This is a genomic window from Arthrobacter sp. Y81, from assembly GCF_002929335.1.
GTDB lineage: Bacteria > Actinomycetota > Actinomycetes > Actinomycetales > Micrococcaceae > Arthrobacter.
Genome location: NZ_PJIL01000004.1, coordinates 214,384 through 237,583 on the forward strand (window position 1 = coordinate 214,384; position 23,200 = coordinate 237,583).

Here is a 23,200-nt window from a genome sequence, read left to right on the forward strand (position 1 = left end):
CCCACCGGCGCTGCCCCCACGGGCCGGGCGGTTTCCGGCCAGGCGGCCGGCCCAGCCGTGTCCGCCCGGGCGGCCGGCCCCGCCGTGTCCGGCCGGGCGGGCCATGGTTCAGGCCGGCAGCAGGAATCCGTCGCGGACCAGGTTCCGCACCTCGGCGAGAAGCCCGTCCCGGAACGCGTCGCCGTCAAACCCTTCTCCCCCGCCCAGCAGCGCTTCAAGGGCGCCGATGATCTGCCCGACGGACAGATCGCCGTCGCACGCTGAAACGAAGCCTGCGAGCGCGGTGCTCAACAGGTTGGTGCGGCGGAGCCCGGCGCCTTGGCGCAGCAGGATCACACCGGGGTGTTCGGCTCCGGGGCGCTGGTGGCGCTCCTCAGTGACGTCCTCTGCCACCAGCAGGTGCGCGGCAGCCACTTCGTTGACTGCCAGCCAGTCGGCCCGCTCCACAGCTGCGCCCAGGTGGGGGCCGACGGGCTGTTCGATGGGATAGGTAATCTCCTCGAAGCGGCTGATGACCGGCCGGGCGCCGGCAGCTGGTCGCCGCAGGTAGATCATGCCGAACCCGATCCCCTCCACGTTCCGCGAGGCGAAGTCGTCCAGGTAGGCGGCGTAGGCGTCCTGGTAGTGCTGGCGGTCCCGGGCTTCGGAGGCATCCTGCAGCCAGGTCTCGGCGTACTGTTCCGGCCCCACCAGTTCGCGCTGGATGAACCATGCATCCACGTCCGGGCCGGCCCAGCTTTGCGGCCGTTCCTGCCACGATGTTCCCGCTACCGCCTCCCAGTTGCCCAAAAGCTGGGCTGTTCCGGCCGGGGCGAGGACCGACGGCAGTGCCCTGACCAGCGACGCTACGATGTCGTCCCCCGGCATGCCGCCGTCGCGGTAGGTGAACTGGTCCGCGGCAGCCTCGCCGAGGCTCCGGGGCGTGATGACGAACGGCGGGTTGGAGACCACGAGGTCGAAGGTTTCGCCGGCCACCGGTTCCAGCAACGAACCCAGCCGGAGGCTGACCCGCGATTCCGGGCTGGCCGGGTCGATTCGCAGCGCCTCGGCGTTCAGGAGCAGGTTGAAACGGGTAAAGGCCAGTGCCCGGGCAGAGATGTCCGTGGCTGTGACGTGCTCCGCGTGGTGCAGCAGGTGGAAGGACTGGATGCCGCAGCCGGTGCCCAGGTCCAGGGCCCTCACCACCGGCCGGCGGATCGTGGTCCGCACCAGGGTGGTGGACGCCTGCCCGATCCCCAGCACATGGTCGTGCCGGAGGACGCCGGGCTGCTGGTGCGCCGCGAGGTCGCTGGCCACCCAGAGATCCGCGCCGCCGCCGTCGGTGTGCGTGGCGGCATCGCCGCTCCAGCCGTACGGCCGCAGATCTGCCTTCGCCCGGACAGCTCCCGTGCCGGGACCCGGGCCGACCTCCGCTGTCGCGGAAGGTTCAACGAGCCCCAGCGCCAGGAGACCCTCCGTCCGGATCCCCGGGAGGGCGGCGTCGAGCACTTCCGCGTCCTGGGGCACCGCCAGCAGCCACAGGCGTACGACGGCGGCAAGCGCCGCGGCGTGCCGGTCACCCTTCCCGGCGGCTTCGGTGACAATCAACGCCGGAATGAGCTGATCGCGGCCGAGGGCGGCATTGGCTGACTCGCCGAGCAGTCCTGCCACACCATCCACGGTGTACCCGGCGCCGCGCAGGTCCGTGGCGAGGGCCGACAGCAGCTCCGGGAGGTCGCTGCGCGGGGCGTCGGGTGTGTTGCCGGCCGTGAAGTGCATAGCTGTTTCAGTCACCGTGCAAGTCTATGGTTCCGGCGGCCTCCTCCGGCCTGCGGCCGGATTGTGGGCAGCACCACTTATGCTTCTGAGCATGAGCCGCAAAAGTGTGATCTTCGTTGACGCAGGATTCCTCCTGGCCACAGGCGGGCTGCGGGTCACCGGGAACTCACTGCGCTCTGCGTTTTCCGTCCAATACAAGAGCCTGGTGGACGGAATCCAGGGTTTCGTGAGCGAGCGCGATAGCCGGGACCTGCTGAGGATGTACTGGTATGACGCCGCCAAGGACGGCCTGTTCAGCGACGAACACAAGAGGATCGGCCTGCTTCCGGGCGTCAAGGTTCGGCTGGGGCGCATGTCCTACAACGGCGAGCAAAAAGGCGTGGACCTCAAGCTCGGGCTGGATCTGGTGGGTGTCGCCCGGAACCGCTCGGCCGACGTCGCCTACCTGCTGTCCGGCGACGACGACCTGGCCGAAGCCGTGGAAGCAGCCCAGGACCTCGGCATGAAGGTGGTGCTGCTGGGAATCGAGAACCAGGGCCACCGCCTGGGAGTCACCGCGGTGGCAGAGCACCTGGCGTTGCAGGTTGACGACATCGCCACGCTGCCGCAGTCACTCCTGGACCGCTGCTTTGCGAAGTCCGCGCCGATGACGGCTTGGGCCATCGCGGAACCGTCCGAGGCAACGGCCGACGCCGCTGACCGGGTCGGGGCTGTTGCGGCGGCTGCTGAAGTTCCCGCGGAGGCGGACGTGGCGGCGTACGCGGCCGCCCCGGTTGCTGGCAGCGCCTCAGTCAACGGACAGCGTTCAGTTCCGGGGCCCCGCCCGGTTCCGCGTCCGGGAGCCCTTCCCGGTACGGCAGGCGCAGGTGGGGGTTCGGGTACGTCCGTGGCGGCCTCCGGCCAGGCAAGTCCGGGCCCTGCTGGTCCGTCCGGCAGGCCGGTGCCCACGCCGGGTCCACGGCGCGTGCTGCCTGATGCGCGGCCGGCGCCGGCGGCCGGTGCTGTTCGCCGTGAACCGGTGTATTCGACCGAAACCGGCGCCCCCGCGGCCCAAAGCCCCTGGTTCGATCTCGTGGAAAGCGCCGAAGCTGTCGCTGTCAGCCTTGCGGACAACTGGCACGGCAGCGTCACCCAGCGCGAACTCAACGAACTCCTCGCCGAGCGTCCACTGCTGCCGCCGACCATTGACCGGGTGCTGATCAAGGACTGCGCCGCGAAGATCGGTGAAGCCAAGACGGACCTCCAGGACATCCGCAAGGCCATCAGGGCGGCATTCTGGCGCCGCCTGGATGAGCTCGTGTAGTAGCACCGTCATGGCCGGCCCGTACGGCCGGAGGTTGCGGATCCGGTGTGTGCGGGGGCACCATGGTCCCATGCATCTGCAGCAACGATTTATCAGCCCTCGGCCGCTTTCCGGCCGCACGGGCTTCTTGTTGCGCGCATAATTGCGGTTGCCGGGGTCCGTCCGGTGCAGCGGCTGAGGGTGATTACTCCCCTACCGCAAGCTGCCAGCAAAGGATCCCCCCGTGAAGAACTATCTCTCCCTGACTGAACTCAATTCCGCCCTCACCTTGCGTGACCTTACGGAACCCACCGCCGGTGCCCACGCCATGCAACTGCTGCTGGCAGACGTGGTGTCAGCACTCGAACGGCTCTGGAGCATCCCCTCGGAAGCCCACCGGCTGAACCCGCTCGTGGCCACCGCCGACAACTACGACAGGCTGGGCTACTCGCCTGCCGACGTCACCCGGGACTCACGGCATTCGCGCCATGTCAGTCCCACAGTGATGCTCCGCAGCCACACTTCGGCGGGAATCCCGGCACTCCTCGACTCCCTCCGCGGCGAGCAGGGCCATTACGACAGGCTGCACGTGCTGCCCGGACTGGTTTACCGCCGGGACGCCGTGGACCGGACGCACGTCGGTGCGCCGCACCAGGTTGACCTGTGGCGCCTCAAAGCGCGCGGGCTGCTGGGGCCGGCCGATCTCCAGTCGATGATGGCGGCGGTCGTCGAGGCCGTGCTGCCCGCGGCGGACCATCCGGGGGTGCAGTGGCGGTCAACGCCGTCCACGCACAGCTATACGGCCGCCGGCCGGCAGCTGGACGTGCTGGTCACGCTGCCGGACGGCAGGAACGAATGGCTGGAACTCGCCGAGTGCGGCCTGGTGGCTGCACCGGTCCTGCGCAGCTCCGGGCTTGATCCGCGGAGGTGGGCCGGCCTTGCCCTGGGGATGGGACTGGACAGGGCAGTCATGCTGCGCAAAGGCATCGACGACATCCGGCTGCTCCGCTCGGAGAACCCGGAGATCCGGGCGCAGCTGCTGGACCTTGCCCGCTACCGGCCGGTTTCACTCATGCCTGCCGTCCGCCGGGACCTTTCCCTGGTGCTGGCCGACCCTGCCGAGGCCGACGTCGAGCTGCTCGGCGACCGGGCCCGCGGCGCCCTCGGGACGGACGCCAACGTCCTTGCAGCCCTGGAGATCAAAGCGGTGACGACGACGGCGGAGCTGCCGCCGGCCGCCGTCGACCGCCTCCGCATGGCCCCGGGAGACGTTAACGTCCTGCTCCGGCTGGTGCTCCAGCCGCTCGACCGGACGCTGACCGGTGGGGAGGCCAACCGGCTGCGGGACCGCGTCTATGTTGCCCTGCACCGGGGAAAAGTGCAGGAACTGATCGCCGGCTAAGCAATGCTCGAATGGCGTCCAGAGCCTCGGTAGGCGTCCGCACCGGCCCGTTTCAACGGGTAAGTTGGAGGTATGCTTTCACGTTCATCCGGGCCGCAACGGCTGACTGCACTAAGGCGCGTCGCCGGCACGGCGGTTGCCGGCGCCTGCATCGTGGCAGCCGCCTCGGCCTGCTCCCCGGCCGTCTCCATCGAGAACGCCGACGTCCCGGCGTGGAAGTCCACGGCGCTGCCGGCGGCCAGCGGAACCGTGCTTGAGGATGCCGGCAAGATCCTCAACCGCGAGCCGCTGGTCAAGGACGCGGCCGACGTTCCGGCAGGGGCGTACACCCTGACAATGACGTGCGACGGCGGGGGCAAGGCCTTCTTTACCGTGACGTCGGGCGGCACCAAGATTGCCGACGCCGGGGCCGCCTGCAACGGCAGCCGCGAGCGGGCCAAAATCACCGTGCCCGCTGCCGGGACCGTGCAGATCAGCACGTCCAGCGTGGATGCTCCGCTCCTCTACGCGTACCATCTGGCGGCAGGAAGCTAGCTGTGACTTGCGCCGCCGGCGACGGTGCGTATGCTCAGGGACATGTCAGCTCTTTGGGGGAAGCCGATAATACGCGTCGCCGCGGTGCTGCCGGCTCTGTGCCTGCTCGCCGGCGGCATAAGCAGCTGCGAATACAACACTGACGCTGATGTGCCCAGGGACGCAGCGTCCGGCCCGCCGTCAAACGCCAGCCCGGACAACCGGGTCACGCCGCCCAGCCCGCAGGACCCGCAGGACAATATCGACGCGCTGGCTGAAGTTCTGGGACCCCCGGACGGGAGCGGGCTGCCCTACGCCTCAGGGGGTGCGGCCTCGTGGACCGAGGAAGTCCCCACCGGCGAATACTTCCTGACGGCGGCCTGCGTCGCGGCGCCGGGCGCCGAACTGGTGGTGCGCGTGGGGAACGCCGAGCCGGAACGCACGTCTTTCCGGTGCGGAATGGGCAAAGTGATCTACCTGGACCACAAGGGCGGCAGGATCAGCGCTGAAGTTGTGCCGCCGGCCGACTCGCCGTACGTCTTCACGGGCGTCAAGCTGGATCCGGATCAGGCGCCCCGCGACCCCTCTGCCGCCGAAACAACGGCCTGGGCGGCCGGGGAACTCGGACCTGAGCAGGCCGGTGAGTTCCGGGGCTATCCGTGGGACGGCAAGTGGCATCACTCCGGTCCCGTTGACGTGCCCGGCATGCTGACGTTCACGTTCGTCTGCGAGGGCCCGGCCACCGTCGACGTCACCGTTCTCCGGCCTAGGGGTGAGGATCTGTTCCAGGGCAGCGGCCTTCCCTGCGGCAGACCGGTTCCCGCAGATATTCAGGTGGGTCCGGAGGGTGTCATGGTGATGGTGGACTCGAACAACTACCCCGTCCAGGCCGCGTACAGCCTGCTGCCGGCTGCCGGAAGCGGGCAGTAGTGGCGGTCCGGGCGCCAAAACGCGCGGTGTTCCTGGTCGCCGCCCTGCTCGCCGCGGGCCTGGCCGGGTGCGAATACGCGGACGACGTCGGGCCGGCCCCTTCAGCCGGCGGCCGGACAGGCAGCGGCGTGGCTCCTACGGTGCCGCTGTCGTCCGCGGGCCCGGCACTTATGGCTGAAATGGACCGCAATATGGCGGCCGTCGAACTGCTGCTGGCGGACGTTCCGGTGGGCGCGGGCGGAGCCGCCGGAGGTATCAGCGGCCGATCCGGCGCCGGCGGCGGTTTCGCGTACAACGGGGTTCTGACCAGGGCGGGCACGTATACCGTCGTTGCCGTCTGCGTGGGGGCAGCCGAGGCCCAGCTTGCGGTGCTGTCCCGCGGAACCTCCGAAGGCTCGTACGCCATCGACGTCCCGTGCGGTGAGCCTGTCACCCAGCAGCTGGAACTGGGAACTGGACCGGTCACCGCCCACCTTGTGAGTCCGGACGAGGAGCGGATATACAAAGCAGCAGTGGGAGCCGTACGAATTTCGGACCCTGCACCCTGACGCCCGCAAAGGGCCGGAAGGGCAGGATCCACCGCCTCGATGTGGCACTGCGACGGCGTCCGGCAGGCTCTGGCTTGAGTGTGGCGGCAGGCCTAGAGTCAGAGTATGCACACCGTGCAGGCACCCCGGGTGCCACGGCGGACGGCCGCGGCGGCCGCCGTCGTGCTTTCCGGTGTGCTGGCCACCGGGACGGCGCTGAGCGGCTGCGAGTACGTGTACGACGACGGCCGCGGGCCGTTGCCGAGCGCGACGGCGCCGCCGTTCACGGACGCGGCGCTCCCGCAGGACCCCCGGCGGAACCTGCCGGTGTCCGGGGCGGAACTTGACGCCTGGGTGGAGCAGGTCCTCCCCGATACGGCCGGGCAGGTTTTCCACACGGGTTTCGGCCTGCTGCGGGCGGCCACCACACGCCAGGAGAGCACCGGGCATCTGCCAAGCGGGACGTACGCGCTGACGCTGGCCTGCAAGAGCCCGCGAAGGGTGTCCTTCACCGTGCGCGACGGTGAGTTTGCGCTGGTGGACCTGAGCCTGCGCTGCGGAACATCAAGGGTGAACGTGATCCACGTGTCCGAGGACTCCGTCCTCAGCGTGGAAGTGGCCGCGCAGTCTGCCGCGAACTTCGCCTACCGGGTGAGCCGGATCTGAAATCCGGCATCAGGGCTAAGCTGCACAGCCCTCAGGGCAGCGCAGGGTCTCCGGGCTGGAGGCGCAATCCGCGCAGTAAAGCGTGAGTGTGCGGCAGCTGAGGTTGGAGCAGTTCTCGAATTTGCTGGTGGGGGCTGAACAGCGCACACACTCACCGATGGTCTTGGCGTCCTCGCTGAATTCGAGGTGCATGCGCTTGTCGAAGACGTAGAGCGAGCCCTCCCAGAGGCCCTGGTCCTTGAACGTCTCGCCGTAGCGGACAATCCCGCCGTCGAGTTGGTAGACCTCCTTGAACCCGCGGTTCACCATGAGGCTGGACAGCACTTCGCAGCGGATCCCGCCGGTGCAGTATGTGACCACCGGTTTGTCCTTGAGGGAGTCGTACTTGCCGGAATCGAGTTCCCTGATGAAGTCGTGCGTCGTGGCCACGTCCGGAACAATCGCATCCTTGAACTTGCCGATCTGCGCTTCGAACGCGTTGCGGCCGTCGAAGAACACCACGTCCTCGCCGCTCTCCTTCTTGGCGTCCACGAGCTGGTGGAGCTCTTCGGGCTTGAGATGCGTTCCTCCGCCCACAACGCCGCCGGCGTCCACCTTGAGTTCGCCGGGGGCGCCGAAGGAGACGATCTCGTCACGCACCTTGACGCTGAGCCGCGGGAAGTCCTCCGCGCCGCCGTCGGACCACTTGATGTCGATGCCGTGAAAGCCTTTGTACTCGCGTGTGGTCTTCACGTACTGCTTGACGGCGTTCAGCTCGCCGCCAACGGTCGCGTTGATGCCGTCCTTGGAGATGAGGATGCGTCCGGTCAGGCCCAGCTTCTCGCAAAGGGCGCGCTGCCACAGGCGCACGGCATCGGGGTCGGCGATCGGGGTAAAGCCGTAAAAGAGGACAATTCTGTTTAGAGCCACGTTTTAAGGGTACTTGCTGCCCTCAAACCCGGAACCGGCACCGTTCCGCAACCGGTGCGTCCCTCCGGTCACAATTCCATAAGCAAGCCCAGTTCCCGGACCCTACCCCTGTTGCTGGCGGCAGGGCTGGAATACTCTCATCACATGAGTCCAGACGCCATGGTTGAAGACATCACCCGTCTCGTGGAAATCTGGGTGACCGGATGGGCCGGTTGCCGGGGCTACGAGACGCGAACGGAAGGCCGCTTCCCGGCCGCGCTGCGCGCTGACACCACCAAGGAATGGGAATACTTCGCCCACGATCCCTCGGACACCGAATTCGCCGAGCTTGCGGCAAAGACGGCTGAAGCGCCGGCCAGGATCCTCACCATCCTCACCAATGACGTCGCCCGGTACACCTACCTGGCCGAGCAACAGGGCCTGAACGTCACCTCCGCATCCCAGACCATGATGATCGTGGACATGGAGACGCAGGACTCCGAAGATCCCTGGCTGTCGGACGATGATCTGAAGCTGACCACGTTCAGGGAGGACGGCGTCCATCATGCCGTGGTGCACGCCGGCGAATCGGTGGCTGTCAGCGGCCGCGTATTCGTGGTGGGTCACACGGCCGTTTTCGACAAGATCGTCACCGACCCGGCCTATCAGCGGCGCGGGCTGGGGAGCTTCATCATGAAGGCCCTGGCGGCGCAGGCATTCGAGCACGATGTGGAAAACGGCCTGTTGCTGGCGTCGCTGGACGGGCAAAAGCTGTACTCGCACCTGGGCTGGAAGACCCTTTGCCACGTACTGATGCTGTCCGCGTCGGACGAAGGCTCTGACCTCTCGGTCGGCTGACACCCCTTCACCATCGGCATTGTTGATGCCGGGCGATTTGAGCCCGGATGAAACAATATTGAGGTGAACCCCCATGACTCCCTGATTCCGCTGCTGGGCCGTGGCCCGGACCCGGAACAGCTGCGTCATGTACGCATCATTCCCGCCCGCCCGGCCGTGAACGAGCCGTGGCCGGAATGGACCCACCCCGATCTCATCAAGGCCTACGGTTCCCTGGGAATCCATGAGCCGTACCGTCACCAAATCCAGGCGGCGAACTTTGCCCACGGTGGCGAGCACGTAGTCATCGCCACGGGTACCGCCTCCGGTAAGTCCCTGGCCTACCAGCTGCCTGCGCTGGACGCGATCCACCGTTCGGAGCTGCGCGTACTTTCCGAGCCGGGAAAGATCCACGACGACGGCGCCGTGGCCCTTTACCTCTCCCCCACCAAGGCCCTGGCCGCCGATCAGCTCGCTGCCATCCGCTCACTGAAGCTCCCGACGGTCCGGGCGGAAACGTACGACGGCGACACCGACCCGGCGTCACGGCGCTGGATCCGGGACCACGCCAACGTGATCCTGGCCAACCCCGACATGCTGCACTTCGGCATCCTGCCCAACCACGCCTGGTGGGCCAGCTTCTTCCGCCGGCTCAAGTACGTCATTGTGGACGAGGCCCACAGCTACCGCGGCGTATTTGGCTCCCACGTGGCCAACCTGATGCGTCGCCTGCGGCGCATCTGCGCGTATTACAGCGCCAACACCTCCCAGCCGGGCCCGGTGTTCATCGCGGCCTCGGCAACGGCCTCCGAACCCGACACGTCCTTCGGCCGGCTCATCGGCGCGCCGGTCCGGGCCGTGTCCGAGGATTCCTCGCCGCACGGCTCCACCACCGTGGCCTTCTGGGAGCCGGCCCTCACGGAACTGCGGGGTGAAAACGGGGCGAAGGAGCGCAGGACCGCCGTTGCTGAAACTGCGGACCTGCTGGCCAACCTGGTTTCCTCCCGCATCCGGACCATTGCGTTCATCAAGTCCCGCCGCGGGGCCGAAACCATCTCCGCCATCACCAAGCGGCTCCTGGACGAGGTGGATCCGAGTCTCCCCCAGCGCGTCGCGGCGTACCGGTCCGGTTACCTGCCAGAAGAGCGGCGGGCGCTGGAGAAAGCCCTTCGGTCAGGGGAACTCCTGGGCGTCTCCAGCACCTCCGCCCTCGAACTTGGCATCGACATCTCCGGCCTCGACGCTGTCCTGGTCGCCGGCTGGCCCGGCACGCGGGCATCCCTCTTCCAGCAGATCGGCCGGGCGGGGCGCGCGGGCCAGGACGCCATCGCCGCGTTCGTGGCCAGCGATGATCCGCTGGACACCTACCTGGTGAACCACCCGGAGGCCATTTTTGACGTCTCCGTGGAAGCCACGGTGTTCGATCCCTCCAATCCCTACGTGCTGGGTCCGCACCTGTGTGCCGCCGCGGCGGAGCTGCCGCTGGGCTACGCAGAGCTGGAGCTGTTCGGACCCACAGCGGAGAAACTCCTGGACCAGCTCGTGTCCCAGGGCTACCTGCGCAAGCGTCCGGCCGGCTGGTTCTGGACCCACCCGCAGAGCGCGGCTGCCATGGTGAACCTGAGGGCAGACGGCGGCGGTCCGGTAAGCATCGTCGACGCCGAGACGGGTTCCCTGCTCGGAACGATGGACTCCCCGCAAACGCATTACCAGGCCCACACGGGTGCCGTGTACGTGCATCAGGGCGACAGCTATGTGGTGGAAGACCTGAACGAGGGAGACCACTGCGTGATGGTGCGCCGCGCCAACCCCGACTACTACACCACTGCCCGCGACGTGACCCAGATCGAAGTCCTGGAGACTCAGCGCACGGCCCAGTGGGGCGACGTTGCCGTGCATTTCGGGGACGTGAAAGTGACAACACAGGTGGTCTCCTTCCAGCGCAAGGCGCTGATTTCGAATGAGATCCTGGGCGAGGAACCGCTGGAGCTCGGTGCCCGGGACCTGTTCACGAAGGCTGTCTGGTTTGTGGTGGACAACCGTTCGCTGACCGGGGCCGGGCTGATCGAAGCCCAGTTCCCCGGCGCACTGCATGCAGCCGAACACGCCGCCATCGGGCTGCTCCCGCTCGTGGCGTCCAGCGACCGCTGGGACATCGGCGGGGTCTCCACTGCCATTCACGCCGACACCGGGGTGCCCACGATCTTTGTGTACGACGGGCACCCGGGCGGCGCCGGTTTTGCCGAACGCGGCTTCGATAAGGCCAAGGTGTGGCTGTCGGCCACCCGTGACGCGATCGCCGCCTGCGAGTGCGACACCGGCTGCCCGTCCTGTGTTCAGTCGCCCAAGTGCGGCAACAAGAACAACCCGCTGGACAAGGCCGCCGCGATCACCTTGATCGACGTGCTGCTGAAAGACGCCACTGAGCAGCAGGGCGGTCCTCAGCCGGCTCCTGCAGGGCAGACGAGGCAGACGGAGGAGCACGCGGCCCCGTTCTGAGCCCCGGTTCTGAGCCCGGTCGGCTGACTACCCGCGGACTGCCTGGCATATGCGACCGCAGGGCTGCCTGGAACGCGCACGTCATGGGGGCGGCCCTGCCCTGGCGTGGCCGGTAGCAGCGCCGAACATGCTGCGGTTCACGAGCTCCGTCCGAATCTCCACAGTTTCACCTCCCCCTTCCGTGCAGCCGACTATCCTTGCCCCCTGCCTGCCCGCAACATCGGCCGCAACCGAGCACGGCGCACCCGGGCTGATTCCCCGCAGGGCGTCGGCGGCCGCCAATGCTGCAAGGTCGGCGGCCGCTGCGGCCCTGGACGCCATCACTGCGGATTGGGCGAGCAGGAGCATCAACGCCATGGCTACCATCACCAGCATCCCGAGCCCGGCGGCAAGTACTGTTCCGGATCCGCGCTCATCCGAACGCTTCGGACGGCTCTCCACCGGATTCAGCGGATACGCAATCCGCTGCCGTGCAGTCCGAGGTTCCGGATTCCGCTGTTTGGTCATGAGGCCGAAGCTTCCGGGCGATGCTCCCCCGCGGGTGCGGACCATGGCACTGACTGACGGATGCCTGCTGATTCGGCGGTTTCGCCCCGCGCCATAGCCCGGGCGGACAGGGTCCAGGGGACCATGGACCCGATGGGACCGGAGACCCTGCCGGAAACCGTGACGCTTAGCCATTCGCCATCGGCCACGATCGACGACGACGCGGAGGCGCCAGCGAGTTGCCGGACAATTCCGTCCACCGCTCCGGCGTCCTCCCCCCGGGCCAGCGCCCGCGCCCCGGCCCGTGCCGCTTCTTCGAGCCGCAACTGGGTAATCCCGGCCGCCGAGCCCGCGAGCAGCAGGGCCAGGAGGAGCAGGACCGCCGGCAGCGCCACCGCAAATTCGGCGGTGACAGCTCCGCGGTCCTTCCCCGGACCCGGGAGTTCCTTCCCGCCCGGCGTCCTACGGCGCACGACGGGCGTCATGGCAACGCCAGTGCTGTCCGGATCAGGTTCAGCAGGAAGCCACGGACTTCATCGCTGCGGAGAATGAACACCAGAATCCCGGCAAAGCCCACTGCCGCCAGGGTGGCGATGGCATATTCTGCGGTGGCCATTCCCATCTCCGATCCCATCAGGCGTCCGCGCGCCCGGGCGGGGACCGGTGCTGCGGCCCTTGCACCGGGGTAGATTTCCCGGACCTCCGCTTCTTCCGCTGTCGCGAGGCCTGAAGGCTCCGGCTGAGTGTACGGACGGTGGTTGGACGTGGTTGACATGGCAGTTCCTTTCATTGGTTTCCGGCTGAATTGCCGGCTGACTCGACTCTCCCTGCTCCGGCAAACGCGGATAAGGCAGAAATTCGGCTAAGTGGAAAAGCCTGTGAAGTCTTGGCTGTGGAGGAACACTCGAACGCCGTCACAGCCGCGCACAAAGACCTCGGGCTCAGGCTCAGGCTCAGGACGGGAGCATGGCGAGCAACACCGGCACAACGCCCAGACAAATGAAGGCGGGCAGCGAACACAGGCCGAGCGGGATAACCAGCCTGACGCCGAGCGCGGCGGCACGCTTTTCCGCCGCGCGGAAGCGCTCCCGGCGCAGCCGGGCGGCCTGGGCGTAGAGAATGGCCGACGACGGCGCCCCCGTCAGGGCGGCAAACCCCAGCGCCTGGCGCAGGATCAGCAGCTCGGGCGTCCGGACCTCGGAACTTCGCCAGGCTGTTTCCCAGTCGGCTCCAATGGCCAGGGCCGACACAACAGGGCGCAGCGACCCGTGATACTCGGGTGAGGCTGAGTCTGCGACCAGCTCCAGGGCCCGACCGATCCCCGAACCGGCATCCAGCATCGCTCCGATCAGCTCCAGCATCATGGCCGTGTCACGCAGGCCCTCATCGGCCCGCAGATCCGGCCCGTCCGTTGTGCCGCCGTCGCCGTTTCTGCCTTCTCCCACGTGCACCTGATGCTGCCTGAGGAGCCTTCTGTGCGCGCCTCCACGGCCGGTCAAAGCCAGCGTCACGGCGGCGGCCAGCGCCAGCGCGAAGAACACGGACGGCAACCATTCCGCCGTCATGGTGTTCCAATGGCAGAGCGGACCAGCCTGGCGGACCACATCCGGCCGGCGGCTGTCAGCACCACGCCCGCGGCGAGCGCAGCCACGCCAAACGGTGTGCCGAGCAGGATGGACAACGGATCCACGCCAAGGGCAACCCCTAACCCCAGACCCAACAGCGGCAGCCAGGTGAGGAGCGTGACGGTAGCCTTCGGCCCTGCCAAGGCAGTCTGCCGGGCGGCTTCGGCGTCATCCTCCACTTCAAGCTGGGCGGCCAAGCGGGTCAGGACGTCCGCAAGCGGGCATCCGCTCGCGGCCGCAATATCGAAGCAGGCGGCTAGCTCGCCCCAGATTCTCCGTTCCCGATTTTGTCCCCCGGAGAAGGCAGCGGCAGACGCTGCCCGAATGGCGTCCGCTACCGGAGAACCCCTCATGGCGGCTGCCCGGGCCACCGACAGCAACGACAATGACGCAGGCGTGAGCGCCGGTCCATCTTCGGCCCCGTGGTGCTCTTCCGCGGCATAGACCAGCCACAGTTCATCCCACAGCCGGGCTGCCGTGCGTCCGCCCTTGAGCAGTGCGGCCAACTGCTGGACAAGAACCGTCATCGGCACAGAGGCGGAGCGTCGGCCGGACTTTCCTGGCCAGATTGCACGCCGGCTCCCGGGTGTTTCCCGCCGGCCGACGCTTCCTGTGCCACGACCTCTGCCAGTACCCAGGCCCCGGCCGCTGCCCCTCCCCTGAGGCGCTGCGCGCCCCGGATCCAGTGCCTTGCGGATCCTGCCTGACCGGCCGCCGGGAGGCCGCAGCGCCAGCCACGCAGCAAGTGCCAACGCGGCGATCAGCAGAACCATCATTCGCTTGCCCCGGGCATTGATCCCCGCGGCACGGATCCCCGGTCCGCCGGCCCGCCTTCCCCGTCCACCATTGCGGAATCGTCAAGGCCAAGCCTCCGGGCCAGCCCTGGCCATGCCGGTCCCAGACTGACGGTTCCCGACTGCACCGCTACGGCCGCGGAAACTTCCAGCCCGTGGGCGGCATCGTCGACGACGCCGATGCATGCAACGTGACGTCCCCCGCGGGACCGTTCAACATGCACCACGACGTCGAGAGCGCTGGCGGCCTGCAGCCGCATGGCGTCCTGGCCCAGCCCGGCGAGGGCGCCCAGGGCCGTGAGCCGCGCAGGCACGGCGGCCGCTGTGTTGGCGTGGATGGTGCCTCCTCCTCCGGTGTGTCCGGTGTTCATGGCGGTCAGCAGTTCACGGACTTCGGCTCCGCGACACTCCCCCACCACCAGCCGGTCAGGCCTCATCCGGAGGGCCTGGCGGACCAGTTCGGCAAGGTCCACGCCACCGCCTCCTTCGAGGTTTCCGTGCCTCGATTCAAGCGACACCACGTGCGGATGGACAGGGTTAAGTTCGGAGGCATCTTCTATGAGGACCAGCCGTTCGCCAGGATGGCTCAGCCCCAGCAACGTGGAGAGAAGGGTGGTCTTGCCTGATCCGGTCGCCCCGCTGATCAGGAAGCTCAGCCGGCGGGAAACCATGCGCTCCAATACGTCCTGGACCAGGCCACCAAACATGCCGCCCTCCCTCAGTTCGTCCAGCGTGAACACCTCGTGCCGGCGGATACGGACGCTCAGCAGGGTTCCTGCGGTCGAAATGGGCGGCAGGACGGCGTGGATGCGGTAGCCGGCCCGGAGCCTGACGTCCACGCACGGGGAACCATCGTCGAGGCGCCGCCCACCGGCCGCCACAAGCCTGGACGCCAGTGCGCGGACCTCCGCTTCGGAGGAAAACGATACCCCCGCACTCTCCAGGCCGTTTCCTCGGTCCAGCCAGACGGAGTCCGGGGCGTTGACGAAGATGTCCGTGACTGACGGGTCCCGGGTCAACACCTGGAGTGGTCCCAGGCCGTTGAGCTCCGCACTGATTCGCTCCACCGCGGCCAGCGACCCCGCCGTCCCGAGGAGTTTGCCGGTGGCCTGCACCGCAGCGGCCACCCGGGACGGTGTCACCGGGCCGGAATCGGCCATTACTGACTCCCGGACGGATTCGAGCAGGCCCGCATCCAGGGCACGGTTCGGGCGCCCCCTGGAGCCCCCGCCAGAACCGGGAAACCGGGACAGCCCCGGCGGCTGCGGGGGTGTGCTCATGGAAGCTCACCGCCCAGCAATTCCAGGACCGACGCCGCGAACCGGCGTACGGTGCGCCGGCGGCCCATTTCCAGCAGACGGCCGAGTTCTGTGGCACTGGCGGTGCCTTTTACCTCCGGGACGAGTCCCTGCAGCGGCAGGCCCACGGATTCGGCGATCAGCGGCCCGTCGAGGACTGCCCCGGCCTTGCCCCTGATGACCAGCGCCGTCTCCACCGGAGGAAGCTCCTGCAGCAGCCTGGCCGAGGCAACGGCTGCTTTCAGCTGTGCAGGAGCCACCACGAGGATGCGGTCACAGTCCCACGCGAACGTCCGCAGCGGCTCCGTTCCGCGCCCGATGTCCACGAGGACCAGTTCGTACCCCCGCCGGGCGGCATCGAGAACCCCGCCGACAGTGGCAGCTTCCACGCCGGACTGGCGTTCGCGGCCGCCCGGCCAGGACAGGAAGGAGAACCCGCCCGCCACGGGCAGTGCATCGGATAGCTGTTCCGGATCAATGCTTCCGCTGGCATCCGAAAGGTCAGTCCAGCGAAGCCCGGGAGATCCCTCGGCAGCGAGCGCAAGCTCGAGGCCGCCACCCCAGGGATCGCCGTCGATCAACAGGACCCTGGCTCCCCATTCCGCGGCTGCCTGCGCGATCCAGATGGCAGCGGTAGTGGCACCGGCACCCCCGCACCCGCCGGTCACGCCCAGAACAAGTCCTCCGGCTTCCGGAGACCGGGAGCGGCTCAGGTATTCGGCCAGCCACGCGGCAGCATCGGGGAGCACCGCCACGCGTTCGGCTCCCAAGGCCGCGGCAAGATGCCAGAGGCTGTCGCCCTCCCCGCCCAGACCCACGAGAACGGCAGGGGCCCGGCGCCGTGGCGGCAGCTCCCGGATATCGCTGCCCACCAGCACGACGGCCGCGGTGTCCCAGAAGGGAGCCGCTTCGGTGGCGTCGGCCACCACGCGGAGCTGGCCGCCGGCAGCGGCCACGATCCGTTCAACCTCGCCGCGCAGGAAGTCGAAGCCCGTCACCAGGAGCGTTTCCGCGGACTCGGCCGGAAGCCATGCTCCCGGAGCCCGTGCACCCGCCGGTGCATTCCTTGCCGGCGGAAAGGCGCGGCCAGGCGCAGTGCCCGGGCCAGGCAGCTTTGCCGCCGCCGGTTGCCGGGCGGGCGTTTGCCGTCCCCACGCTGACCGGCCGGTCGCGGCTCGTGCAGCACGGCGTGCCGCCGGGGCCGGCTCCGGGGGTCCTGCGGCTCCGCCGGCAACTCCACGGGAAGGTGCTCCGGAAGCTGTCGCCGGTCCGGGGCCGGTAGATTCCGGCGAAGGTTTCTGAAGATGCTGCCTGCTCATCCTGACACTGTGCCCAGTAGCCCGCCGGCGCAAAAGACCGCCGGCGCCCCATGTGGACAACGCTCGCAACCGGTGCCTGTGGAGGGAGAGTGCGCCAACACAAACCCCCACGCGGACACACGCTGTCCGCAATTGGCCCGCCCACGGCGCAAACCATGACGCACCACAGGGCAGAATTAGGGCTATGTATCTGCTGCTGTCCGCCCACACCGACGGCGCAGCCCTCCAGGAACTCACAGCGGATGGCACGCCCGCGCCGGCGAACCCGGAACCCCGCCTGACCAGCGCCGGTGAGCTGGCCGGCGTCGTGCTCGGACTCGAAAAGCGGCGCCCGCGCTGGATCTGGCACCGCACGCAGGACTGGTACCCGGCGCTCCTGAACGCCGGCGTCGAGCTGGAACGCTGCTATGACCTCACGCTCTGCGGCGCCATCCTGGCACATTCGGAGTTCACCGCCCACACTGCCTACGCCCGGAACGCGGAAAAGCTCACGCAGGACGACGACCTGCAGCAACCGCCCCGAAGCCTCCAGCCACCGCCCCAGCCGGAACACCAGGGGGCATTGTTCGAGGACTCCGGACTCGGCCCTGCGCGCAGGCACTCACCGGAGGAACTGCGCACCGAGTACGCCGCCCAGCAGGAAGCGCTGAGCCAAGTGGGCACGGACGCGAACCGCAGGCAGCGGCTCCAGCTGCTTCTCGCCGCGGAATCCGCCGGAGCCATGATCGCCGCGGAAATGCAGCACACCGGAGTCCCCTGGCGGGAAGAACTGCACGAACAGATCCTTGCGGACTACCTGGGCCCGCGCCCGCCGCTGGGCCACCGGCCCGCCAAGCTGGAGGCGCTGAACACCGAGCTCCGCAGGCTCCTGAACTCGCCAAGCCTGAACCCGGATTCGCCGCAGGAACTCATGCGTGCCCTGCACCGGAACGGCATCGAGGTGAAGACCACCCGGCAATGGGAGCTGAAGGAATCCAGCCATCCGGCCATCGAGCCGCTCCTTGCCTATAAGAAACTTTCCCGGCTGCATGCGGCCAACGGCTGGGCCTGGCTGGACGCCTGGGTGAAGAACGGCCGCTTCCAGCCCGAGTATGTGGTTGGCGGAGTGGTCTCCGGGCGATGGGCCTCCCGCGGTGGCGGCGCCCTGCAGATTCCGCGCCAGATCCGCGGTGCCGTGCACGCCGATCCGGGCCACAAACTCATCGTGGCTGACGCCTCGCAACTTGAACCGCGGGTCCTGGTGGCCCTGGCCCAGGACTCCAAAATGGCCGAAGCCGCCCGGGACAAGGACCTCTACGCAGGCATCGCAGCGCAGGGCTTCGGCGGTGACCGCGCCAAGGCCAAGATCGCCCTGCTCGGTGCCATCTACGGCGCCACCACGGGCGAATCCGGGCGCCTCATGCCGCAGTTGACCCGCACGTATCCGCGGGCCGTCGGCTTCGTGGAACAGGCCGCGCGCGACGGCGAAGCGGGCGGAACCGTCACCTCACGGCTGGGCCGCAGCAGTCCGCCGCCGTCGGACCGCTGGCTGCAGAGCCAGAAATCCACCACGGCCGAGGAACAGCGGCGGGCAGATGCGATTGCCCGCTCCCGCGGCCGGTTCACGCGCAACTTTGTGGTCCAGGGGTCCGCGGCTGACTGGGCCGCCTGCTGGCTGGCGGAATTACGACGGCGGCTCCGCGCCATGCGGTCAGCCGGCGAACCAGCCGGGGAGCTGGTGTTCTTCCTGCACGACGAAGTCATGGTCCACTGCCCCGACGGTTCAGTGGACGACTGCATCAAGGCCATAGAGGCAGCAGCCGCTGCCGCAAAGGAACTGCTGTTCGGCCGGATTCCGGTCGAGTTTCCGGTGAGCGTGGCCGTCGTGGACTCCTACGACAATGCAAAATAGGCGCTGTAAGACCGCGCCCTGTAATGTACCCGCGGGTAGCTTTGTGAACTGTCTCACCTCCCGGTTAAGCTGGATTAGCCGGTTTGCAGCAGTGGCAGTGCAGCACCGATAAAGGACCGGCCGATGCAATGACGCATGGAATTTTTGGGGAGGCAGCACAGAGTGGCTGGAACATTTGAAATTGTTAGCACGGAAGAAGAAGCTTTCTACTTCCGGCTCACGGCCGACGACGGCACGCTAGTGGCGGTTTCGCCACGGTTCAAGACGCTCAAAGGCGTTGTAGCAGGCATCAACGCCGTCCGTGAGAACGCGGCGACAGGTCTGGTGGTGAACCGTTCCCGGCGGGAACTGGCGCCCGGGTAACCGATTGCCCGCAAGCCCAGCCAACCGGGCAATCACAGATCGATCTGGTGCAGACGGTTACGGTCCCAAGGAACCGACCAGCCCAGGTGGTCGAAGAGTTCGTTCAGGATCATTCCAGTGAAACCCCAGACCACCACCTTGTTCACCACAAAGGCCGGGCTGAGGAATGTCTGGCTGGTGCGGCTGACTTTGGCCATGACCCGGTTGTCGGGATCCAGAAGGTCCCGCACCGGGATCCGGAACACCTGGGCGGATTCGCCGTAGTCCACAACGCGGACCGGCGACGGCGAACGCCACCAGGCCAGGACCGGCGTCACCAGGAAGTTCCCGCGAGGCAGGGCCAGTTGCGGCATGGCCCCCAGAACCTCCACGCCGGCCGAGTCCAGCCCTGTTTCCTCCTCCGCCTCACGGAGGGCCGCTTCGATGGGCGATTCGCCGGGATCGATTCCGCCGCCGGGGAACGCCACCTGGCCGGGGTGATCGTCCAGGGTGTGGGCACGTTCCAACAGGAGAACGTCGAGATCGGCCGGGGCGAGCTGCTTTCCGGAAGCCGCGGGCACGTTATCCAGTGCACCGAACAGCATCAGCACGGCGGCCTTGCGGGCCACGGAGTTGTCGACAGTCAGCTCGCGCCAATATGGATTACGGGCCGGGCCGCTCCCGGCGTCGATGGCGGCAATGAGCTCGGCGAGATCCTGGCGGGCGGTCATGGCTCCCGCTTTTGTGATTCCATCCGGATTTCGGCAGCCCGGTGTGTTTCCGCCAGCAGTTGCGCCAGGAGGGCTTCCTGTCCCGGGGCCAGCTCGTACTTGAGCAGCTTCCGCGCCTTCTCCGGGTCCGTCTCACCGGCCCCGTAGCTGGGGCACCACGTGGCCACCGCGCACGCACCGCAGGCGGGCTTGCGTGAATGGCAGACACGGCGCCCGTGGAACACCACGCGGTGCGAAAGCATGGTCCAGTCCCTCGGCTCGAACAGCTCGGCCACGTCCGCTTCGACGCGCACGGGATCATCCGACTCTGTCCAGCCGAAGCGCCGCGACAGCCGGCCGAAGTGCGTGTCCACTGTGATTCCGGGAATGCCGAAGGCATTGCCCAGCACCACGTTGGCGGTCTTGCGCCCCACACCCGGAAGCGTCACCAGGTCCTGCAGCCGGGGCGGCACCACCCCGTCGTACTCGTCCACAAGCCGGTTGCACAGCGCCATGACGTTCCTTGCCTTGGCGCGGAAGAACCCCGTGGGCTTGAGGATCACCTCGAGGTCGGCCGGGTCGGCCTCGGCCATGCTCCGGGCATCGGGATACCGGGCAAACAGCAGCGGCGTGATCTGGTTGACTACCACGTCGGTGGTCTGCGCCGAGAGCACCGTTGCCACCAGCAGCTCGAACGGGCTGCGGAAGTCCAGCTCGGCGTGCGCGTACGGGTACAGTTCCGCAAGCGCCCGGTTGATCCTGCGGGCGCGGCGCTTCAGCGCCAGCAGTGATTCCCCGGACGCCTGCGGTGTGATGCTGCCCGGCTTCGGTGTGCCGGAGTGGGTGGCCATCGGGGGCCGGCTAGCCGCGCTCGATGTTGCTGAGGTCGCGCAGCACGCCCACCCGTCCATCAGTGTGCTGGACCAGGAATTCGTGTCCGCGGTCTTCCAGGGCAAGAACCCAGCCGCCGGGTTCGATCACGAACGCCGGCGTGCCCGTCCGTTCCTCGACTGCCGTGCGGGGCTGGGCTACGGCGAACCAGAACGCCTCGTGAACCGACTCCTCATCATGCTCTTCGGGGCGGCTGGACGGGTCCACTGTGGCACCGATGGGCTCCTGCGAACTCACCTGCGGGTGCAGCATCGTCTCGGCCGGCGCCGATGCTGCGGGCACCGCGCCCGTGGCGGGGCCGCTTGCGGACCCGTGGCCGGCCGCGGCGGCGGGAACTTCCGCCGCCTGGGTCGCTTTCGGTGCGGACGGTACGACGGCGGCCGCCTGCGTCTGCTCCGCTGCTGAAGGCACGACGTCGGAGGCCGGGGTTGCGGGCGACGCGTCGGCGCCGCGGCTTGCGGCGGCGGCACCTGCCGCTGCAGCGGCCCCCGCGGAGGCAGCGGCTGCGGTGCCGGATCCGGATCCGGCAGCAGCAGCCGGTGTGGCGCCACCCTGCGGGGTGGACCGCTGGTGTGCCGAATCGGGCTGAGCCCAGCTCTGCGAGGCAGAACCCTGCTGACCCGTCCCCTGCTGGGCAGCACCGAACTGCGTTGCCCCGTCGTGCGTTGCCCCATTCTGCGTTGTCCCATACGGGGCCTGGCCAGCCGAAGCCCCCGCATGGGGGCGGTCGCCGTTCACTGCCGCGCCGCCAGCCGCGGCTGCACCACCAGCTGCACCGCCCGGCGTGAGGCGCTTCGCCCACCCGGCCAGCGCACCGGAGCCCGGTTCCTTGGCCGGCTTGGGCTCCTTCGGGGCGCTGGGCTTGCGGAACGGCACGGCGGATTCACGGGCCACTACGTGTGCGGGCGCCTCGGCGCGGTCCAGGAAGTCGCCGGCGAAGAAAGGAATGAAGCGCGCAAGGACAGTGGCGGCAAAAAGCCCCAGGGATCCGATCAGCGACACCAGCACGGCAGGTGCATAGGTCTCGGCACCGGCCAGGAAGAAGAAGCCGAGGGCAAAGGACGCAACCACGGACGCGAACTGGTCGATGGAAAGGGACCCGACACGGAGCTTTGACTCCGGAGTGAGGCGGCGTGCCACGAAGAGTGCGGTCACGATCAGCGGCAGGAGGACTCCCAGCCCCAGGAAGAAGAGACTGCCCAGGTTCCACAGGTTGTACCGCGAAGCGAACATCGGGATCAGCGACCCCACAAACAGAATCAGCGTTGATCCGAAGACGGTGAGGTCCCGGATGGTGAATGGGCCGAGGACCGTTTCATTCTTCCTGGCCGTCAGCCGGCTTCCCGCAGGCTTTGGCCCTTCTGCGTTGGCCGGCTTGCCGGCACTCGCCGGGCTGGACGCCTGACCGGGATGCGGATGGGCGGCCTTATGCTGTCCATGGCTTTGCTGGTTCATTCTGTTCTCCTTAGCATGGTGGCGCCCTGGACAGCGCCTCCTAACGGCAGGCAAGAACAGGACCGCAAGCGGTCCTGTCGCCTCCATCGGATGTCACAACTTCATCTCAGCCTAGCCAAGTGCTTGGCTGATCACTAGCTGACGGGCCGGAGGCGGGCGCGCCGGAATCAGGCGGATTTCGCTTAGCACACGCGCCTGTTTGCGCGGTGAAGGTTTTCGTTAGGACGGGCGGGTCCAGGAATCCAGCGCCTGCGTGTAGCTCGCAGGATCATTGCGCGTCTCCGCCGACACGGCAAGGTGGCGGTTGGTGATCCGGCGGGCAAAGAACCCCGCATACGGAAGCACAACCACAGTATCCAGGCCGTTCTTCCACGCGGCAACCAGGGCGGGCAGGCTTTGTGGTTCCGGGGAATCTGCGGCCTTCCGCCGCGGCTGCCCGTGGGCCGGCGGGCTGCATCGCCGCTGCCAGTCGCCGTACGCGTCGCCGTCGATGCCGTCCCAGCCATATTCAGCCTGCCAGAACGGCGGTATCAAAGGGTTGAGGTCCCGGCCTGGTTGCGAGAACTCGCGGATGTAGCCCGGCGCCGGCCGGACTGTGGGGTCCGGTTCCTGCACCGCGTACCAGTCCCAGGCGCGTCCCCAGGCACGGTGCCAGCGCGCTTCCCATTCGTTCCGGTCCGGTACTGCCGGCAGCCGCGAGGCGCCGCCCTCCGGGACCGGGGAAAGCGGGGGAACGTCGGCGCTGGCCGCTATCCCCCAGGCCTGCCGGATGAACAGCAGGACGGTCAGGTGCTGCGGGTTGTCATCCACCCGGATGACCATGTCCTGCGACCAAGGATTGTGCGGCATCGGTTCCGTGAATCTCATGATTCCCCCAAGTCATCACGTGTCGTGGAGCCAGTCTGACGGATGCGCAGCCGTCGCACCAGAAGCCGCGGTACGCCCCGTCCGGGAACCATTCGGCGCTTAATCCGCGCCGTTCACGGTTCACTATGTGACCGGGCACACGTGCGGTGCCGGGCAGGCGTTAGTGTGTATTTCGGAACAGCTCTTTGCGGTACAGCCGTGATCAGCCGCTGCCCGATGC

At 68.0% G+C, this 23,200-nt stretch carries 23 protein-coding genes; 10 read left to right on the top strand and 13 right to left on the bottom strand.

Annotated features, from left to right (window positions below; translation table 11 throughout):
- Positions 1–108: 108 nt before the first annotated feature.
- The gene (locus tag CXQ91_RS25230; protein WP_104173378.1) at positions 109–1,758 is read right to left on the bottom strand and encodes a methyltransferase; all 1,650 of its coding nucleotides are present in this window, start codon (positions 1,756–1,758) and stop codon (positions 109–111) included.
- 91 nt (positions 1,759–1,849) lie between these two features.
- On the opposite strand from CXQ91_RS25230, the gene CXQ91_RS07975 reads away from it, so the two are divergent.
- The 6 genes from CXQ91_RS07975 to CXQ91_RS08000 all read left to right on the top strand — a co-directional run bounded on the left by CXQ91_RS07975 (position 1,850) and on the right by CXQ91_RS08000 (position 7,078).
- Positions 1,850–3,061 carry an NYN domain-containing protein gene (locus CXQ91_RS07975; protein WP_181038820.1) on the top strand — a complete coding sequence of 404 codons (1,212 nt, stop codon included), beginning with the start codon at positions 1,850–1,852 and terminating at the stop codon, positions 3,059–3,061.
- A gap of 223 nt (positions 3,062–3,284) precedes the next feature.
- Entirely contained in the window at positions 3,285–4,442 is a 1,158-nt protein-coding gene (locus tag CXQ91_RS07980) for a hypothetical protein (protein ID WP_104173379.1), read from the top strand.
- A gap of 72 nt (positions 4,443–4,514) precedes the next feature.
- Positions 4,515–4,976, top strand: coding sequence for a hypothetical protein (locus CXQ91_RS07985; protein ID WP_104173380.1), 462 nt, complete (start codon positions 4,515–4,517; stop codon positions 4,974–4,976).
- 42 nt (positions 4,977–5,018) lie between these two features.
- Positions 5,019–5,885 carry a hypothetical protein gene (locus tag CXQ91_RS07990; protein ID WP_146072310.1) on the top strand — a complete coding sequence of 289 codons (867 nt, stop codon included), beginning with the start codon at positions 5,019–5,021 and terminating at the stop codon, positions 5,883–5,885.
- Positions 5,885–6,433, top strand: a complete 549-nt coding sequence (locus tag CXQ91_RS07995) for a hypothetical protein (protein ID WP_104173382.1) — start codon at positions 5,885–5,887, stop codon at positions 6,431–6,433. Before CXQ91_RS07990 ends, CXQ91_RS07995 begins: the two co-directional genes overlap by 1 nt.
- 105 nt (positions 6,434–6,538) lie before the next feature.
- Positions 6,539–7,078: a hypothetical protein gene (locus tag CXQ91_RS08000; RefSeq protein ID WP_258073878.1), complete on the top strand. Its 540-nt coding sequence runs from the start codon at positions 6,539–6,541 to the stop codon at positions 7,076–7,078.
- A gap of 15 nt (positions 7,079–7,093) precedes the next feature.
- Here the strand turns inward: CXQ91_RS08000 and CXQ91_RS08005 are convergent, their stop codons facing one another.
- Positions 7,094–7,987 (bottom strand): rhodanese-related sulfurtransferase, encoded by an 894-nt coding sequence (locus tag CXQ91_RS08005; protein WP_104173383.1) that lies wholly within the window; start codon positions 7,985–7,987, stop codon positions 7,094–7,096.
- Positions 7,988–8,131: 144 nt separating this feature from the next.
- On the opposite strand from CXQ91_RS08005, the gene CXQ91_RS08010 reads away from it, so the two are divergent.
- Together CXQ91_RS08010 and CXQ91_RS08015 are read left to right on the top strand one after the other, a co-directional pair.
- Complete coding sequence (locus CXQ91_RS08010; protein ID WP_104173384.1) at positions 8,132–8,824, top strand: GNAT family N-acetyltransferase; 693 nt, start codon at positions 8,132–8,134, stop codon at positions 8,822–8,824.
- 63 nt (positions 8,825–8,887) lie between these two features.
- Positions 8,888–11,302 carry a DEAD/DEAH box helicase gene (locus tag CXQ91_RS08015; RefSeq protein WP_258073879.1) on the top strand — a complete coding sequence of 805 codons (2,415 nt, stop codon included), beginning with the start codon at positions 8,888–8,890 and terminating at the stop codon, positions 11,300–11,302.
- An 81-nt stretch (positions 11,303–11,383) separates the two neighbouring features.
- On the opposite strand, the gene CXQ91_RS08020 is transcribed toward CXQ91_RS08015, so the two are convergent.
- From CXQ91_RS08020 to ssd, 7 genes are all read right to left on the bottom strand, one after another.
- A complete protein-coding gene (locus CXQ91_RS08020; protein WP_104173385.1) occupies positions 11,384–11,809 on the bottom strand; it encodes an Rv3654c family TadE-like protein in 426 nt (141 codons plus the stop codon).
- A complete protein-coding gene (locus CXQ91_RS08025) occupies positions 11,806–12,273 on the bottom strand; it encodes a TadE family type IV pilus minor pilin (protein WP_104173386.1) in 468 nt (155 codons plus the stop codon). The genes CXQ91_RS08020 and CXQ91_RS08025 overlap by 4 nt, the downstream gene beginning before the upstream one ends.
- Positions 12,270–12,563 (bottom strand): DUF4244 domain-containing protein, encoded by a 294-nt coding sequence (locus CXQ91_RS08030; RefSeq protein ID WP_104173387.1) that lies wholly within the window; start codon positions 12,561–12,563, stop codon positions 12,270–12,272. Before CXQ91_RS08030 ends, CXQ91_RS08025 begins: the two co-directional genes overlap by 4 nt.
- A gap of 178 nt (positions 12,564–12,741) precedes the next feature.
- Complete coding sequence (locus CXQ91_RS08035; RefSeq protein WP_104173388.1) at positions 12,742–13,353, bottom strand: type II secretion system F family protein; 612 nt, start codon at positions 13,351–13,353, stop codon at positions 12,742–12,744.
- A complete protein-coding gene (locus tag CXQ91_RS08040; protein WP_104173389.1) occupies positions 13,350–14,189 on the bottom strand; it encodes a hypothetical protein in 840 nt (279 codons plus the stop codon). The genes CXQ91_RS08035 and CXQ91_RS08040 overlap by 4 nt, the downstream gene beginning before the upstream one ends.
- Positions 14,186–15,487 carry a TadA family conjugal transfer-associated ATPase gene (locus CXQ91_RS08045; RefSeq protein WP_258073880.1) on the bottom strand — a complete coding sequence of 434 codons (1,302 nt, stop codon included), beginning with the start codon at positions 15,485–15,487 and terminating at the stop codon, positions 14,186–14,188. The genes CXQ91_RS08040 and CXQ91_RS08045 overlap by 4 nt, the downstream gene beginning before the upstream one ends.
- Positions 15,484–16,503, bottom strand: a complete 1,020-nt coding sequence (gene ssd / locus CXQ91_RS08050; RefSeq protein WP_104173390.1) for a septum site-determining protein Ssd — start codon at positions 16,501–16,503, stop codon at positions 15,484–15,486. The genes CXQ91_RS08045 and ssd overlap by 4 nt, the downstream gene beginning before the upstream one ends.
- Before the next feature lie 505 nt (positions 16,504–17,008).
- Here ssd and CXQ91_RS08060 point away from each other — a divergent pair.
- Positions 17,009–18,715, top strand: a complete 1,707-nt coding sequence (locus tag CXQ91_RS08060) for a bifunctional 3'-5' exonuclease/DNA polymerase (protein WP_104173392.1) — start codon at positions 17,009–17,011, stop codon at positions 18,713–18,715.
- A gap of 162 nt (positions 18,716–18,877) precedes the next feature.
- Entirely contained in the window at positions 18,878–19,078 is a 201-nt protein-coding gene (locus CXQ91_RS08065; RefSeq protein ID WP_181038821.1) for a YegP family protein, read from the top strand.
- A gap of 32 nt (positions 19,079–19,110) precedes the next feature.
- Here the strand turns inward: CXQ91_RS08065 and CXQ91_RS08070 are convergent, their stop codons facing one another.
- From CXQ91_RS08070 to CXQ91_RS08085, 4 genes are all read right to left on the bottom strand, one after another.
- Entirely contained in the window at positions 19,111–19,788 is a 678-nt protein-coding gene (locus CXQ91_RS08070; RefSeq protein ID WP_104173394.1) for a CoA pyrophosphatase, read from the bottom strand.
- Positions 19,785–20,618 carry an endonuclease III gene (gene nth / locus CXQ91_RS08075; RefSeq protein ID WP_104173395.1) on the bottom strand — a complete coding sequence of 278 codons (834 nt, stop codon included), beginning with the start codon at positions 20,616–20,618 and terminating at the stop codon, positions 19,785–19,787. Before nth ends, CXQ91_RS08070 begins: the two co-directional genes overlap by 4 nt.
- 10 nt (positions 20,619–20,628) lie before the next feature.
- Positions 20,629–22,113, bottom strand: a complete 1,485-nt coding sequence (locus tag CXQ91_RS08080) for a hypothetical protein (RefSeq protein ID WP_104173396.1) — start codon at positions 22,111–22,113, stop codon at positions 20,629–20,631.
- 219 nt (positions 22,114–22,332) lie between these two features.
- A complete protein-coding gene (locus CXQ91_RS08085) occupies positions 22,333–22,980 on the bottom strand; it encodes a hypothetical protein (RefSeq protein ID WP_219816503.1) in 648 nt (215 codons plus the stop codon).
- Positions 22,981–23,200: the final 220 nt, after the last annotated feature.

Bases quoted from the DNA above. Each gene is read 5' to 3' on its own strand.
- CXQ91_RS25230 (WP_104173378.1), bottom strand. From the start codon at position 1,758: ATGCACTTCACGGCCGGCAACACACCCGACGCCCCGCGCAGCGACCTC.
- CXQ91_RS08010 (WP_104173384.1), top strand. From the start codon at position 8,132: ATGAGTCCAGACGCCATGGTTGAAGACATCACCCGTCTCGTGGAAATC.
- CXQ91_RS07975 (WP_181038820.1), top strand. From the start codon at position 1,850: ATGAGCCGCAAAAGTGTGATCTTCGTTGACGCAGGATTCCTCCTGGCC.
- CXQ91_RS08080 (WP_104173396.1), bottom strand. From the start codon at position 22,113: ATGAACCAGCAAAGCCATGGACAGCATAAGGCCGCCCATCCGCATCCC.
- nth (WP_104173395.1), bottom strand. From the start codon at position 20,618: ATGGCCACCCACTCCGGCACACCGAAGCCGGGCAGCATCACACCGCAG.
- CXQ91_RS08085 (WP_219816503.1), bottom strand. From the start codon at position 22,980: ATGAGATTCACGGAACCGATGCCGCACAATCCTTGGTCGCAGGACATG.
- CXQ91_RS08000 (WP_258073878.1), top strand. From the start codon at position 6,539: ATGCACACCGTGCAGGCACCCCGGGTGCCACGGCGGACGGCCGCGGCG.
- CXQ91_RS08045 (WP_258073880.1), bottom strand. From the start codon at position 15,487: ATGAGCACACCCCCGCAGCCGCCGGGGCTGTCCCGGTTTCCCGGTTCT.
- CXQ91_RS08070 (WP_104173394.1), bottom strand. From the start codon at position 19,788: ATGACCGCCCGCCAGGATCTCGCCGAGCTCATTGCCGCCATCGACGCC.
- CXQ91_RS08025 (WP_104173386.1), bottom strand. From the start codon at position 12,273: ATGACGCCCGTCGTGCGCCGTAGGACGCCGGGCGGGAAGGAACTCCCG.
- CXQ91_RS08020 (WP_104173385.1), bottom strand. From the start codon at position 11,809: ATGACCAAACAGCGGAATCCGGAACCTCGGACTGCACGGCAGCGGATT.
- CXQ91_RS07990 (WP_146072310.1), top strand. From the start codon at position 5,019: ATGTCAGCTCTTTGGGGGAAGCCGATAATACGCGTCGCCGCGGTGCTG.
- CXQ91_RS08060 (WP_104173392.1), top strand. From the start codon at position 17,009: ATGTATCTGCTGCTGTCCGCCCACACCGACGGCGCAGCCCTCCAGGAA.
- CXQ91_RS07985 (WP_104173380.1), top strand. From the start codon at position 4,515: ATGCTTTCACGTTCATCCGGGCCGCAACGGCTGACTGCACTAAGGCGC.
- CXQ91_RS08030 (WP_104173387.1), bottom strand. From the start codon at position 12,563: ATGTCAACCACGTCCAACCACCGTCCGTACACTCAGCCGGAGCCTTCA.
- CXQ91_RS08035 (WP_104173388.1), bottom strand. From the start codon at position 13,353: ATGACGGCGGAATGGTTGCCGTCCGTGTTCTTCGCGCTGGCGCTGGCC.
- CXQ91_RS08040 (WP_104173389.1), bottom strand. From the start codon at position 14,189: ATGATGGTTCTGCTGATCGCCGCGTTGGCACTTGCTGCGTGGCTGGCG.